The sequence below is a fragment of the Pseudomonas triclosanedens genome, assembly GCF_026686735.1.
Taxonomy (GTDB): domain Bacteria; phylum Pseudomonadota; class Gammaproteobacteria; order Pseudomonadales; family Pseudomonadaceae; genus Pseudomonas; species Pseudomonas triclosanedens.
Map to the genome: position 1 here is coordinate 1,796,246 of NZ_CP113432.1, position 13,741 is coordinate 1,809,986.

The window sequence follows — 13,741 nt, forward strand, 5'->3', positions numbered from 1 at the left end:
AAAGCCCGGCAAATGCCGGGCTTTTTCATGGTACGGCTTGGAAATCAGCGGCCCATCATTTCCTTGAGGATACGCTGCTGGTCGCGGAACTCCTGCTGGCGCGCGTCCAGGCGAGCAGCGAGCGTGAAGTTGCCACCTGCGCGGCGCTTGGCGAAGTCGAGTTGCTCGATTGCCTGCTTGTAGTCACCGGTCAGCGCGTAGTATTCGGCGCGGGCCTGGTACACGCCGATGGCGTTGCCACTGAGGGTGCAGGCATCGGCGAGGCGGCTCCAGACGTCCGGGTCGAGCGGACGGCGCTGGGAGAGCTTGAACAGCGTTTTCTCCGCCTCGGCTGCGCGATTGGTCTTCATCATCAGGTCGGCCTGGGCCTGGATCAGCGGATAGCTTTCCGGGAACTGGCTGAGCAGCCGCTGTACGCGGCTCTGGGCATCGGGCAGCTTGTTGGCCGTGACGTCCAGGTCGACCATCGCCAGGTTGTAGCTGATGTCGTTGGGCGCTTTCGCCAGCAGTTGCTGGAGACTGCTGCGGGCGTCGTTCAACTGGCCGATGCGGATCTGCGAGAGAGCCAGGCCGTAGTGCGCGGCATCGTTCTTCGGGTCGTCATCCAGGACTGCGCGGAAGCGCTTGCCGGCCATTCCCGGAGTTTCCTCGAACATCAACTGGACACGGGCGCGCATCAGTTCGTAGCGCAGGGTGTCCTCCTTGCCGCCTTTGGGGTACTGCTCTGCGCGGTTGCGGGTATCGGCGATACGCGATTCGGTCACCGGGTGAGTCAGCAGGAATTCCGGCGGCTTGCCTTCGTAGCGGTACTGGCGGGCCAGGCGCTCGAACATGTTTGGCATGGAGCGAGGGTCGTAGCCGGCGCGCACCATCGTGGTAACGCCGACGCGGTCGGCTTCCTGTTCGTTCTGCCGGGAGAAGCGCAGTTGGTTCTGGATCGCCGCTGCCTGCGTGCCGGCGATCGCTGCAATGCCGGCGTCGCCGGCTCCTGCGGCTGCGGCCACGATGCCGGCGAGCATGGCCGCCATCACCGGAATCTGCATACGCTGCTGGGCCTCGATGCCGCGAGCGAAGTGGCGCTGGCTGAGGTGGCCGAGTTCGTGGGCGAGTACGGCGATGTATTCGCCTTCGGTCTGCGCATAGAGGAACAGGCCCCCGTTGACGCCGATCACGCCGCCGGGGGCGGCGAAGGCGTTGATCTGCTTGTCGCGAATCAGGATGAACGCCAGGCGGTGGTCCTGCAGTTCGCTCGACTCGGCGAGGCGGTAGACGGTGGACTCTACGTAATCCTTCAATTGTGCGTCGTTCAGCGAATCGACCTGGTTGCGCAGCATGCTCAGCCAGGCCCGGCCGAGCTGGAATTCCTGCTCTGGAGAAACGATGGATGAGCTGGCGTCGCCCAGGGAAGGAAGGTCGTCCGACATCGCGGGCGTTGCAAGGGCGCAGGCGATGGAGAGCAGGGCAGGGCGCAGTACTTTCATGTACACAGGGCTCGTTCCGAGAAAGGCTCTACTTTAGCCGCAGGTCGTTGTGAATGCCTAGGTTGCCAGAACGCAACTGCAGCATGGTGCACGATGGGCTTGTGCCACTGGATTTTCGTTGGAGGGCCCACCGCTGAAGGCAGGACTAACGAGTGGCACGAACGATGCGCCTGGTTACTTTTCCAATGCTTTCGGTATTCTTGAGCGCCTTGTACGGAGAGTGTCCCGATGTCTCAGCCCTCGCCGCCCATCTACGCCTGTGACGCGGAAGTGGATGCCAGCGGTCTCAATTGTCCGCTACCCCTGCTCAAGGCCAAGCTGGAGCTGAATCGGCTGCCCAGCGGCGCGGTCCTCAAGGTGATCGCCACCGACGCCGGCTCGCAGCGCGATTTTCGCGCATTCGCCGAACTTGCAGGGCACTCGCTGCTCCGCGAAGAGGTCGAAGCGGGCGTCTATCGCTATTGGCTGCGCAAGAAGTAGCGAGCGCAACATCGGGCCTCCGTGCGACGGAGGCGCATTCCATCTGTTTCGCAGGTCGTTTCATGCTTAAGGTTTTGCAGGACTGGATGCAGCGCTATTTCTCCGACGAGGAGGCGATAGTGCTGGCGGTCATTCTGGTGCTCGGCTTCAGCGTCATCCTGGCATTCGGCGGCATGCTCGCGCCAGTGCTGGCTGCGATGGTGATCGCCTTCCTGATCCAGGGTATGGTCGGCATGCTTGAGCGCCTGCGCGTGCCGCACCTGTTCGCCGTCTGGCTAGTGTATTCACTGTTCCTTGGGCTGCTGGCGGTGTTTCTGCTGGTGCTGGTCCCGCTGGTATGGAAGCAACTGTTCACGCTGCTCAACGAGCTTCCGCGGATGCTGGGCGAGTGGCAGGTGGTGCTGTTGATGCTGCCGGAACGATATCCGGACATGGTCACCGAGGAGCAGGTGCTGCGTATCATCGAGGCGGCGCGCAGCGAGCTTGGGCAGCTTGGCCAGTGGGCGCTGACGTTCTCGCTCTCGGGCCTGCCGGTGCTGGTCAACATCATGATCTATCTGGTGCTGGTGCCGATCCTGGTGTTCTTCTTCCTCAAGGATCGTCGGCGCTTCTACCACTGGTTCCGTCGCTACCTGCCGCGTGAGCGCGGGCTGATGAAGCAGGTCTGGGTGGAGATGAATCAGCAGATCGCCAATTACATCCGCGGCAAGGTCGTCGAGATTTTCATCACGGGCGTCGTGACCTATATCGCGTTCGTGGTGCTGGGCCTGAACTATGCGGCGCTGCTCGCACTATTGGTCGGGCTGTCGGTGGTGGTGCCCTACATCGGCGCAGTGGTGGTGACCGTGCCGGTGGCGCTGATTGCACTATTCCAGTGGGGCTGGAGCGACCAGTTCATCTACCTGATGGTCGCTCACGCGATCATCCAGGCGCTGGATGGCAACGTACTGGTTCCGTTGCTGTTCTCCGAGGCGGTGAACCTGCATCCGGTGGCGATCATTTGCGCCGTACTGTTGTTTGGCGGGCTTTGGGGCTTCTGGGGCGTATTCTTCGCCATTCCTCTGGCAACCCTGGTCAAGGCGGTGCTGGATGCCTGGCCGAGACAGCCGGAGCCGGAACCACAGGTCAGCCCGTTGATGTGATAGACATGAAAAAGGCCCCTCGCGGGGCCTTTTTCATGTCTACGGGTGGCTCAGCCCTTGTTCAAGGCCTGTGCCGCGGCCAGCACTGCATCGACATGGCCGGGTACTTTCACGCCGCGCCATTCCTGGCGCAGCACACCGTTGGCGTCGATCAGGAAAGTGCTGCGGTCCACACCCATGTATTCCTTGCCGTAGAGTTTCTTCAGCTTGATCACGTCGAACAGCTGGCAGACGGTTTCGTCCTTGTCGCTGATCAGCTCGAAAGGGAACTCCTGCTTGCACTTGAAGTTCTCGTGGGATTTCAGGCCGTCTCGGGAAACCCCGAACACCACAGTGTTGGCGGCCTGGAACGCCGGATACTGGTCGCGAAAGCCCTGGCCTTCGGTGGTGCAACCAGGCGTACTGTCCTTGGGGTAGAAGTACAGCACGACCTGCTTGCCCTTCAGTTCCGACAGGCGGACTTCGACGCCGCTGGTGGCTTGTGCCTGGAAGTCGGCGACGGCTTTGTTCAGTTCTACTGCCACGAGGCTCTCCTATAGGTCAGGGGTGCTGCGGACGCCAGGGCTCGATCAGGGCGTCCAGATTCAGGGCGTCGGCGAAGTCGAGAAACTGGTCGCGCAGCCAACTGATCTGTGTTCCGGCCGGCAAGGTCACCGTAATGGTGGCATTCAGCATGCTGGTATTGGTGTGCGGCGCCTGGTAAGTGTCGCAGGTGAGGTTCTCCAGCTCGATGTTGTGATCGATGAAGAACTGGCACAGCTCATTGAGTATGTCCGGACGGTACACCGCGCTGACGTACGCGACGTAGGGCAGGGCTTGGGCTCGGGTGACATGGGCATTGCTGCGGGTCACGCTGAGGGTGAAGCCGTGGCGCTTGGCGATCGCGGGGAGGCCGCCTTCCAGGCGCGCCAGAGCGTCCCAGCTACCGGCGACCTGCAGGACCACCGCGCTGAATTCACCGTGGCGGGTCAGGCGGCTGCTGATCACCGAGCAACGGTTATCGACACAGGTGCGGCACAGCACGCTGGTCAGTTCCATCGGGTTCGGGCCCAGCGCACTGATCAGAAGAAATTGTTCACGAGGGTGGGAGGTGGACATGCAGCTTTCCTGGGAATGGCGGCGAGCAGGCCGCATCGACAAAGGAAGCAGGGTAGCGAAAAGCGCCGATGAGGGGAATGTCTGACCGCTCGCGGGACGCTGCTGTCAGCTTGTGCGTGGCCGGTGGCGACAGTACCATTACGGCTTTCTTTTTCCGGCAGGAGCGGTTGCATGATTGCGGGCAGTATGGTGGCGCTGGTCACCCCCTTCGATGCTCAGGGTCGACTGGATTGGGACAGCCTCGCGAAGCTGGTGGACTTCCACCTGCAGGAAGGTACCAACGCCATCGTAGCGGTCGGCACCACAGGTGAATCGGCCACTCTCGACGTGAGCGAGCACCTGGAAGTGATCCGTCGCGTGGTCGACCAGGTCAACGGCCGCATTCCGGTGATCGCCGGTACCGGTGCCAACTCCACCCGCGAAGCCGTCGAGCTGACCGAAGCCGCCAAGAGCGGTGGCGCCGATGCCTGCCTGCTGGTGACCCCGTACTACAACAAGCCGACCCAGGAAGGCCTGTACCAGCACTTCCGCCACATCGCCGAAGCCGTAGCGATTCCGCAGATTCTCTACAACGTGCCGGGCCGTACCGCCTGCGACATGCTGCCTGAAACCGTCGAACGCCTGTCGAAAGTAGCGAACATCATTGGCATCAAGGAAGCCACCGGCGACCTGCAGCGCGGCAAGGAAGTGCTCGACCGTGTCGGCAAGGACTTCCTGGTCTACTCCGGTGACGACGCCACTGCCGTTGAACTGATGCTGATGGGCGGCAAGGGCAACATCTCGGTAACCGCCAACGTTGCGCCACGCGCCATGAGCAACCTTTGCGCTGCCGCCATGCGTGGCGATGCCGGCGAAGCCCGCGCGATCAACGACCGCCTGATGCCGCTGCACAAGGCGCTGTTCATCGAGTCCAACCCGATTCCGGTGAAGTTCGCCCTTCATGAAATGGGGCTGATTCCCGAAGGTATCCGCCTGCCCCTGACCTGGCTCAGCCCACGTTGCCACGAGCCGCTGCGTCAGGCCATGCGCCAGACCGGCGTTCTGGCTTAAGGAGCTCTCTCGCATGAAGCGACTGGCAGGACTGACTGCGCTCGCCCTTGTCATCGGCAACACCTCCGGCTGCGGCTGGCTGTGGGGCCCGGACGGTTACTTCCGTGATCGCGGCGATGATTATCTCAATGCCCGCGAAACGGCACCGATGAAGGTTCCCGAAGGCCTGCAGAGCAAGCCGCTGGATCCGCTGTTGCCCATCCCGATGAACGTCGCCACCAGTACTGAAAAGGAAGGTGAGTTCGAGGTTCCGCGTCCGCAGCCGCTGGCTGGTGGCGCCGGCGAAGTCAGCGACTTCAGCCTGCAGAAGAGCGGCGACTCGCGCTGGCTGATCGCCCAGCGTCCTCCGGCGGAAGTCTGGCCGGTAGCCCATCAGTTCTTCCAGGACAACGGCTTCTCCATCGCTCAGGAACGCCCGCAGACTGGCGAGTTCAGCACCAACTGGCAACCGCTCAGCCAGTTGTCCGCGCCCCTTGCGCGTCGCCTGAACAGCCGTGTTTCCGGTATCGAGCCCGATAGCGAAACCCGCGTTCGTGTCCGTATCGAGCCAGGCGTACAGACCAACACCAGTGAAGTCTACGTGCTGAGCGAAACCCGCCCGGCGGGTAGCACTGCCAGTGCCGATTGGCCGTCCAAGCCTGTTGTGCCGAGCCTCGATGCCGCGCTGCTGGACGAAATGCTGGCGAGCATGGCTACCAGTGCCGAGAAGGGCGGCTCCGTCTCCCTGCTCGCCGCACACTCGGCCTATGACACGCCCGGCAGCGCCGACCTGAGCAAGGACGGCAGCGGCAACCCGGTGCTTACCGTGGATTCCGACTTCGATCGTGCTTGGGTCAGCGTAGGCCGTGCCCTGGATCGCGCCGACATCCGTGTCGACGACCTCAACCGCAGCCTCGGCGTCTACTATGTCAACATCGCCGAAGGGGCGAAGAAGAAGGACGAAGAGAAGCCTGGCTTCTTCAGCCGCCTGTTCGGCGGTGGCGAGAAGACCAAGGAAGAGGAAGATGCCAAGGCGCAGCGCTATCAGGTCCGCCTGACCAGCGTGAACAACACGGTGCAGGTCACCGTCGACAAAGACATCAACACCTCCGCGCCGGCTGATGTCGCGCAGGGTGTGCTGGAAAAACTCCAGGAGAGTATGCGGAATGCGCTTCGCGGTCCTGGGGAGCGGAAGCCGGGGCAATTCGGCCTTGGTGAGCAGTTCTGACACCCGGATACTGATCGATTGCGGATTCCCGCTACGTGAAACCATCCGCCGTCTGGCGCGCCTGGGCCTTGAGCCCGGGCAGCTGGATGCGATCCTGGTCACGCACGAGCATTCCGATCATATCAACGGCGTCGAACTGCTTGTCCGACACCATCGAATACCCGTGTATCTCAGCGCCGGTACTCTGCAGGGAATGCGCAAGCCGGTGGCCCCGGCGGGGCTGCTCTCATGCGGCGATCGCCTGGTACTGAAAGACCTGGAAGTCACTGCAGTGAGCGTCTCCCACGATGCGCGAGAGCCACTGCAGTACGTGTTTTCCGATGGCCGGAAGCGCTTTGGCCAGCTCACCGATCTGGGGGCCGCCACGGCGCAGGTGCTGGAGTGCTATCGTGGCCTCGACGCGTTGATCATCGAGTCGAATCATGACAGCGACATGTTGGCCCGCGGACCGTATCCCTACCCACTCAAAGCCCGTGTCGGCGGCCAGTGGGGGCATTTGAACAACCGGCAGGCCGCCGAACTGGTGGCGCAGCTGGGCTGGGAAAGCCTACAGCACCTGGTGCTGGCGCATCTCAGCGAAAAGAACAACTCGCCGCAGTTGGCCCGGCAAAGTTTTGTCGACACCCTGGGGTGCGACCCGGACTGGCTGCAGGTAGCCGATCAGCATTCGGGACTCGACTGGCGAACGATCGCCTGAGCCCATCCATTCAAGCAAGCGGAGCCCATCATGGAAAAACGCGAAGAACTCTATCGCGGCAAGGCCAAGTCGGTTTACACCACCGATGACGCCGACCGCCTCGTCCTGCTGTTCCGCAACGACACCTCGGCGTTCGACGGCAAGCGTATCGAGCAGCTCGATCGCAAGGGCATGGTGAACAACAAGTTCAATGCCTTCATCATGCAAAAGCTCGAAGCCGCCGGCATTCCGACCCAGTTCGACGCACTGCTTTCGGACAACGAAGTGCTGGTCAAGAAGCTGGCGATGATCCCGGTCGAGTGCGTTGTGCGCAACTACGCCGCCGGCAGCCTCGTACGCCGTCTGGGCGTGGAAGAGGGCCTGCAGCTCACTCCGCCGACCTTCGAGCTGTTCCTGAAGAACGACGCCCTGGGCGATCCGTTCATCAACGAATCCCACGTACAGGCTTTCGGCTGGGCGACTCTGGAGCAACTGGCCGAAATGAAGGCCTATTCCTTCAAGGTCAACGAAGTGCTGAGCAAGCTCTTCGACGATGCCGGCCTGCTGCTGGTGGACTTCAAGCTCGAGTTCGGCCTGTTCCACGGCAAGATCGTACTGGGCGACGAGTTCAGCCCGGACGGCTGCCGCCTGTGGGACAAGGAAACCCGCAAGAAAATGGACAAGGACCGCTTCCGCCAAGGCCTGGGTGACGTGATCGAGGCTTACGAAGAAGTAGCTCACCGTCTCGGCGTGCCGCTGTAAATTCACAAAGGCACGCAAGCACCTGATACCACGAAAAAAATCCGAAAACAAAGCTTCGCGTTCGGACTTCAAGCTGGTATGATGCGCGCCGCACGGAGAGATGCCGGAGTGGTCGAACGGGACGGATTCGAAATCCGTTGAACCAGCAATGGTTCCTAGGGTTCAAATCCCTATCTCTCCGCCATTACATATGGCCAAAGCCCCTGAAGTTCTTAGAGTTTCAGGGGCTTTGTCTTTTCTGCACTAGGGGCAGTGTCGAAAAAGTGTCGAAAGGATCAGACACGCTCTCGGCAGCGCAGACCCCCGTGGAATACACTCGCTCAAACGAACCAGGGATGGTGGTCATGAGATTCGCAAAGGTATTCCTATCCTTCGGCGTCATAGTCCTCTGCGTGCTCCTCATCGGTGGCATCAACGAGGCCATTCGAAAGCTAGTCATCCAGTCCATCTATGACTCTTCGCCCGAAATTAGGGTGCGCAATTGCACTTACTTGACCACCTGATTGCATTCGACTTGACCATCGTTTGCATCGGATTTGACCAATCACATTGGGTCGTCATGACCGACAGAGGACGCCTCATAACGTACGTCCCTGAGTGTTGATTACTTCTGATGATTATGGATCGGTAGCTTGCAGCCCCTCGTGACAGGCAGCAATCGACCCATAGCGGACTTTCACCCAGCGATCAGTGGCACGTTCCCTCCCCCGAGAGAGCGTCATAAAATGTCGATGGATAGCTTTTTGATGTGTGTGTCAGATCCGTCACAAAGGATGACAAAGTGCTATGAGTGCGCTATTTATTGCTCTCTGAGCCGAGCCTGAGTTCTGGCCGGTTGTCTTCATACCCTGCACACCACGGATGGATGCATGCGGGCTATCAATTCGATACGGATATCAATTGGCGTGCGCGCTCCCGCGCCTAGCCGGGTATGGTAAGAGGTCCCCTCGTGAACCTCTTGCTCATCCACCAGAATTTCCCCGGTCAGTTTCGATATATAGCGCAGTATTTTTCAGCGCAGTCCGGGCATCGCGTCGTTGCCATTGGCCGGGACACCGCCCCAGGCATGGCAGGTATCGAGCTATACCGATATCGACCGCATCGTGTCGCATCTTCGCAGACACATCCTTACCTGCAACCTTTCGAGTCGGCTGTTCTGCACGGCCAGCAGGTCGTGCGAGTAATCCAGAAGCTCAAAGCCGAAGGTTTTCGCCCGGACGTCATTCTGGGCCACCCTGCGTGGGGCGAAACGCTCTACGTGAAGGACGTCTTTCCTGATGTCCCCTTGGTGCATTTCTGCGAATTCTATTACCGCACTCAGGGGGCAGATGCAGGATTTGACCCGGAATTCCCCGCCTCGCTCGATGGCAATTGCAGGCTCAACACGTGTAACGCGCTGCACCTTCTGAACCTGCAACAGTGTGATTGGGGAATATCTCCAACTCACTGGCAGCGCAGTGTGCATCCCGAGCCATATCTGCAGAAGATCAGGGTCGTTCACGAAGGTATTCCGACTCGGCAGCTCAGACCTGATCCGAAAGCCAGTCTGGTACTTCCTTCCGGGCTCGAACTAAAAGCCGGCCAGCCCGTTCTCACTTATGTCGCGAGGAACCTGGAGCTATACCGGGGATTTCACAACTTCATGCGAGCCTTGCCGCGAATCCTGAAAGAGCATCGTACCGCTCAGATAGTGATAATCGGGGGAGACGACGTCAGCTACGGTGGCAAGCCTAAAGACGCTGCAAACTGGCGTAAGCGAATGTTGCGCGAAGTGCCCGTCGACCTCGAGCGTGTGCACTTTCTGGGCAAGGTCCCTTACGAAACTTATTGCAAGGTACTGCAGGTCTCGGCTGCTCACGTTTACCTGACCTACCCCTTTGTCCTGTCCTGGTCGATGCTCGAAGCAATGGCCTCGGGGTGCCTGGTAATCGGCTCGGATACCGCCCCGGTACGGGAAGTAGTGCTGCATGGGGAAAACGGCTATCTGGTCGACTTCTTCGATACCCAAGGGATCGCCGATCAAGTGCTGCACGCCCTGAATAGTCCGCAGGCCCAGCAGGCTCTACGAGCCGAAGCGCGCGAAACCGCGTGCCGTTACAGCGTTGAAGCCGGCTTGACCGGCTACCGGGAGTTGATTGCCGAAGCTCTCTCCGCTTCGGGCAAACAGCCTGCACCCACTACCTCTTCTCTGACCCAGTTGGCCTGTCCTCTCTGACACGCCAGGAAAACCCGCATGTCCAGTACCGAAGCGCTACCACCAGAGCAAGAACAATCTCAGGCGCCGGATACCGGCTTGATCTGCCTGGTCATGCTGGCCCGTTTTCACAGCCTTGCTGCTTCTGCTGATCAACTGGCTCATGAATTCATGCCGCCAGGTGCTCAGTTCGGGAGCGCCGATCTGCTGCTGGCTGCACGCAAGCTCGGTCTCAAAGCCAAGTCAGTTAAAACCCGTTTTGACCGACTGGCACAAACGCCTTTGCCCGCCATCGCGCGAAGCAATGACGGTGACTACTTCATCATCGCTCGGATCGATCAGGGCAAGGCCTTGATTCAAAGCCCGCTGGTGCAACGCCCCGAGATCATCAGCCAGGAAGAACTCGAAGCACGATGGACTGGCGAGCTGCTGTTGTTCCGTTCAGAGGCCTCGCAGGCTTCCGAGCTGTCGAGGTTCGACTTCACCTGGTTCATCCCCGCCATCGTCAAGTACCGCAAGCTGCTGGGGGAGGTACTGGTTGCTTCCTTCGTCCTTCAGATATTTGCGCTACTGACGCCACTATTTTTCCAGGTCGTGATGGATAAGGTGCTGGTCCATCGGGGGCTTTCCACGCTTGATGTCCTGGCAGTTGGCCTGTTGGGCATCATGCTGTTCGAGTCGCTTCTCAGTGGGCTGCGCAGCTACGTCTTCGCCCATACGGCGAGCCGGATCGACGTCGAACTGGGTGCGCGCCTGTTCCGGCATCTTGTCAGCCTGCCTCTGGCCTACTTCCAGGCCCGCCGGGTAGGCGACTCCGTTGCGCGTGTCAGGGAACTGGAAAACATCCGCAGCTTCCTGACCGGCAACGCCATCACGCTGTTACTCGACGTGCTGTTCTCCGTGGTGTTCATCGCGGTGATGTTCTTCTACAGCGGATGGCTCACCCTGGTAGTGATCCTCTCGTTACCATTGTACTTCGTGCTTTCGCTGCTGATCACACCACTGTTGCGGGCGCGAGTGCAGGAAAGCTTCAGCCGCGGCGCGGAGAACCAGGCGTTCCTGGTGGAGTCGATCAATGGCATCGACACACTCAAGTCCATGGCAGTGGAACCGCAAGTCACCCGCAAGTGGGACAACCAACTGGCGGCCTACGTATCGGCCAGTTTCAAGACCCAGACCTTGTCCACGTTCGCTAACGAAGGTGTTTCGCTGATCGGCAAACTGGTCACCGTAGCGACGCTTTGGCTGGGAGCTCGCCTGGTAATAGATGGCCAACTGACTGTCGGGCAGTTAGTGGCGTTCAACATGCTGGCCGGACGAGTGGCGCAACCCATCATGCGGCTCGCCCAGCTATGGACCAACTTCCAACAAACCGGCGTTTCCGTGCAGCGCCTGGGCGACATCCTTAACAGCCAGACCGAACTGGCCCAGGCTACCCGCAGTACGCTGCCGGCGCTTCGTGGCCAGATCGAGTTTGACCAGGTGCATTTCCGCTACCGGCCTGATGGTTCGGAGGTCCTTCGCGGAGTCAGCCTCGCCATTCGCCCTGGTGAAGTAATCGGCATCGTTGGGCGCTCGGGATCCGGCAAGAGCACCCTGACCCGACTGCTGCAGCGACTTTATGTTCCTGAGCGTGGGCGGGTGTTGGTCGACGGGATGGACCTTGCACTGGCCGACGTCAGTTCATTGCGTCGTCAGATTGGCGTGGTGTTACAGGATAACTTGCTGTTCAACCGCAGTATCCGGGAAAACATCGCGCTGACAGATCCGGGCACCCCTATGGAGGCGGTAATGCAAGCCGCCAGGCTGGCAGGGGCGCATGAGTTCATCCTGGAGCTTCCGGAAGGCTACGACACCGTAGTGGGCGAGCACGGTTCTTCATTGTCGGGCGGCCAACGGCAACGAATCGCCATCGCACGAGCACTCATCGGTAATCCGCGCATTCTGATTTTCGACGAAGCGACCAGTGCGTTGGACTATGAATCCGAACGCGTCATCCAGCAGAACATGAAAGCTATCTGTCAAGGTCGCACAGTGGTAATCATCGCTCACCGCTTAAGTGCCGTTCGTGACGCCAACCGAATCATCGTCATGGATCGTGGCCAAATCGTCGAACAGGGCACTCATGGCGAGCTGCTCACGCTGCAGGCCGGCCACTATTCGCGGCTGCACCGCCTGCAGCAAGGGGGCCAGGCATGAGCGCCAAACGCGAACTGCTCAATCGCTACCGTCGCACCTGGTCGCATGCATGGCGAAACCGCAAGCAGATGGAGGCACCGGTGCGTTTGCCGCACGAGGTGCAATTCCTCCCGGCAGCGCTGTCATTGCAAGAGCAACCGGTTCACCCCGCTGCTCGCTATATCAAATGGTCGATCATTGCTTTCTCGGCATTGGCCGTGTTGTGGGCATGCCTCGGCGAGATCGATGTTGTCGCCACTGCCCGGGGCAAAATCATCCCCAGTGGCAAGACTAAGGTGATCCAGCCAAGCGATGTGGCGGTGGTAAAGGACATTCATGTCTACGACGGCCAGCAGGTAAAAGCTGGAGATCTGCTGGTAGAACTGGACGGCAGCCAAACAGGCGCGGATGTGGAGCGGCTGAAGACAGACTTGCTAGCCGCTCGGATTGATGCCGCGAGGGCGGCAGCGCTGTTGGAGTCGATTCGTACTGCCCAGCCGCCACGGCCACTGACTCCTCGTTTACCTGATGTTGCCGAGAACCAGCGCCAGGCAGCTCAGTTGTGGCTTCAGGGGCAGTATCTGGAGCTGAGCAGCAATGTGGGGCAAACCCAGGCGACGATAGATCAACGCGCTGCGGAGATTCGTGCCGCTCAGGCGACCGTTGACTCCTTACGGCAGACCTTGCCGATCGCTGAGCAACTGGCCACTGACTACAAGCGTCTTCTGGAGCGCAATTTTGTGGCAAAACACGCCTGGCTGGAAAAGGAACAAGCCAGACTCGATCAGCATCGTGAACTCGCCGTCCAACAGGCGCGCGTTATCGAACTGGACGCATCACGACGTGAAGCCGAGCAGCGTCGAGAAAGTGTCATTGCCCAGACTCGACGCACCATGCTCGATCTGCAGCACGAATCCGAGCAGAAGGCAGCAGGACTTACTCAAGAGCTACTCAAGGCTGAACGACGGGATCGACTAACTCGCCTCACCTCTCCAGTCGATGGCACCGTGCAGCAACTGGCAATCCACACCAATGGTGGTGTTGTTACTGAGGCTCAGCCGTTGATGGTCATTGTTCCCAATGACCAGCCGGTCGAAGTGGAAGCCATGCTTGAGAACAAGGACATCGGATTTGTGCGTCCAGGGCAGGAAGTGGAGATCAAGGTGGAGACCTTCACTTTCACCAAGTACGGCGTAGTGCATGGTCGGGTTATCAGTGTTTCAGAGGATGCGATCGAAGATGAGAGGCACGGGTTGCTCTATAGTATGCGCATTCAACTTGGCCAGAACCATATTCGAATTGCAAGTACGGATGTGCCATTAATGCCGGGAATGGCAGTGAGTGCCGAAGTTAAAACGGACAGGCGAAAGGTTATCGAGTACTTCCTTAGCCCATTAAAACAGTATGTGAGCGAAAGCTTAATTGAGCGATAGAGGATGAATATGCCCGTTGGAAGAGTAAGTTTGTGCCTCG

12 protein-coding genes and 1 tRNA gene are annotated in these 13,741 nt (G+C 59.9%); 10 read left to right on the plus strand and 3 right to left on the minus strand.

Features of this window, described 5'->3' with window-relative positions:
* Positions 1–44: 44 nt before the first annotated feature.
* Entirely contained in the window at positions 45–1,481 is a 1,437-nt protein-coding gene (locus OU419_RS08560; RefSeq protein ID WP_254471436.1) for a M48 family metalloprotease, read from the minus strand.
* Between the two features lie 228 nt (positions 1,482–1,709).
* Here OU419_RS08560 and OU419_RS08565 point away from each other — a divergent pair, with 228 nt between their 5' ends.
* On the plus strand, positions 1,710–1,961 hold the full coding sequence (locus OU419_RS08565; RefSeq protein ID WP_254471435.1) for a sulfurtransferase TusA family protein: 252 nt from the start codon (positions 1,710–1,712) through the stop codon (positions 1,959–1,961).
* 62 nt (positions 1,962–2,023) lie between these two features.
* The gene (locus tag OU419_RS08570) at positions 2,024–3,103 is read left to right on the plus strand and encodes an AI-2E family transporter (protein ID WP_254471434.1); all 1,080 of its coding nucleotides are present in this window, start codon (positions 2,024–2,026) and stop codon (positions 3,101–3,103) included.
* 50 nt (positions 3,104–3,153) lie between these two features.
* Here OU419_RS08570 and OU419_RS08575 read toward each other — a convergent pair whose 3' ends face one another.
* On the minus strand, positions 3,154–3,627 hold the full coding sequence (locus OU419_RS08575) for a peroxiredoxin (RefSeq protein WP_254471432.1): 474 nt from the start codon (positions 3,625–3,627) through the stop codon (positions 3,154–3,156).
* A 16-nt stretch (positions 3,628–3,643) separates the two neighbouring features.
* Positions 3,644–4,201, minus strand: coding sequence for a glycine cleavage system protein R (locus tag OU419_RS08580; RefSeq protein WP_254471430.1), 558 nt, complete (start codon positions 4,199–4,201; stop codon positions 3,644–3,646).
* Between the two features lie 171 nt (positions 4,202–4,372).
* Between OU419_RS08580 and dapA the strand changes: the two genes are divergently transcribed.
* From dapA to OU419_RS08620, 8 genes are all read left to right on the plus strand, one after another.
* The gene (gene dapA / locus OU419_RS08585; protein ID WP_254471429.1) at positions 4,373–5,251 is read left to right on the plus strand and encodes a 4-hydroxy-tetrahydrodipicolinate synthase; all 879 of its coding nucleotides are present in this window, start codon (positions 4,373–4,375) and stop codon (positions 5,249–5,251) included.
* A gap of 13 nt (positions 5,252–5,264) precedes the next feature.
* Positions 5,265–6,458 (plus strand): outer membrane protein assembly factor BamC, encoded by a 1,194-nt coding sequence (gene bamC / locus OU419_RS08590; RefSeq protein ID WP_254471428.1) that lies wholly within the window; start codon positions 5,265–5,267, stop codon positions 6,456–6,458.
* Positions 6,397–7,155 (plus strand): MBL fold metallo-hydrolase, encoded by a 759-nt coding sequence (locus OU419_RS08595; protein WP_254471426.1) that lies wholly within the window; start codon positions 6,397–6,399, stop codon positions 7,153–7,155. Before bamC ends, OU419_RS08595 begins: the two co-directional genes overlap by 62 nt.
* Positions 7,156–7,185: 30 nt before the next feature.
* Positions 7,186–7,896: a phosphoribosylaminoimidazolesuccinocarboxamide synthase gene (gene purC, locus OU419_RS08600; protein WP_038803299.1), complete on the plus strand. Its 711-nt coding sequence runs from the start codon at positions 7,186–7,188 to the stop codon at positions 7,894–7,896.
* A 94-nt stretch (positions 7,897–7,990) separates the two neighbouring features.
* Positions 7,991–8,080: transfer RNA gene (locus OU419_RS08605), tRNA-Ser, on the plus strand.
* Between the two features lie 765 nt (positions 8,081–8,845).
* On the plus strand, positions 8,846–10,111 hold the full coding sequence (locus OU419_RS08610) for a glycosyltransferase family 4 protein (RefSeq protein ID WP_254471425.1): 1,266 nt from the start codon (positions 8,846–8,848) through the stop codon (positions 10,109–10,111).
* Positions 10,112–10,129: 18 nt separating this feature from the next.
* A complete protein-coding gene (locus tag OU419_RS08615) occupies positions 10,130–12,289 on the plus strand; it encodes a type I secretion system permease/ATPase (RefSeq protein WP_302328909.1) in 2,160 nt (719 codons plus the stop codon).
* Positions 12,286–13,701, plus strand: coding sequence for an HlyD family type I secretion periplasmic adaptor subunit (locus OU419_RS08620; protein ID WP_254471424.1), 1,416 nt, complete (start codon positions 12,286–12,288; stop codon positions 13,699–13,701). Before OU419_RS08615 ends, OU419_RS08620 begins: the two co-directional genes overlap by 4 nt.
* Positions 13,702–13,741 lie beyond the last annotated feature (40 nt).

Excerpts from the sequence above, each read along its gene's own strand:
- OU419_RS08560 (WP_254471436.1), bottom strand. The coding sequence starts at position 1,481 with ATGAAAGTACTGCGCCCTGCCCTGCTCTCCATCGCCTGCGCCCTTGCA.
- OU419_RS08565 (WP_254471435.1), top strand. The coding sequence starts at position 1,710 with ATGTCTCAGCCCTCGCCGCCCATCTACGCCTGTGACGCGGAAGTGGAT.
- OU419_RS08570 (WP_254471434.1), top strand. The coding sequence starts at position 2,024 with ATGCTTAAGGTTTTGCAGGACTGGATGCAGCGCTATTTCTCCGACGAG.
- OU419_RS08580 (WP_254471430.1), bottom strand. The coding sequence starts at position 4,201 with ATGTCCACCTCCCACCCTCGTGAACAATTTCTTCTGATCAGTGCGCTG.
- dapA (WP_254471429.1), top strand. The coding sequence starts at position 4,373 with ATGATTGCGGGCAGTATGGTGGCGCTGGTCACCCCCTTCGATGCTCAG.
- bamC (WP_254471428.1), top strand. The coding sequence starts at position 5,265 with ATGAAGCGACTGGCAGGACTGACTGCGCTCGCCCTTGTCATCGGCAAC.
- OU419_RS08595 (WP_254471426.1), top strand. The coding sequence starts at position 6,397 with ATGCGCTTCGCGGTCCTGGGGAGCGGAAGCCGGGGCAATTCGGCCTTG.
- purC (WP_038803299.1), top strand. The coding sequence starts at position 7,186 with ATGGAAAAACGCGAAGAACTCTATCGCGGCAAGGCCAAGTCGGTTTAC.
- OU419_RS08615 (WP_302328909.1), top strand. The coding sequence starts at position 10,130 with ATGTCCAGTACCGAAGCGCTACCACCAGAGCAAGAACAATCTCAGGCG.
- OU419_RS08620 (WP_254471424.1), top strand. The coding sequence starts at position 12,286 with ATGAGCGCCAAACGCGAACTGCTCAATCGCTACCGTCGCACCTGGTCG.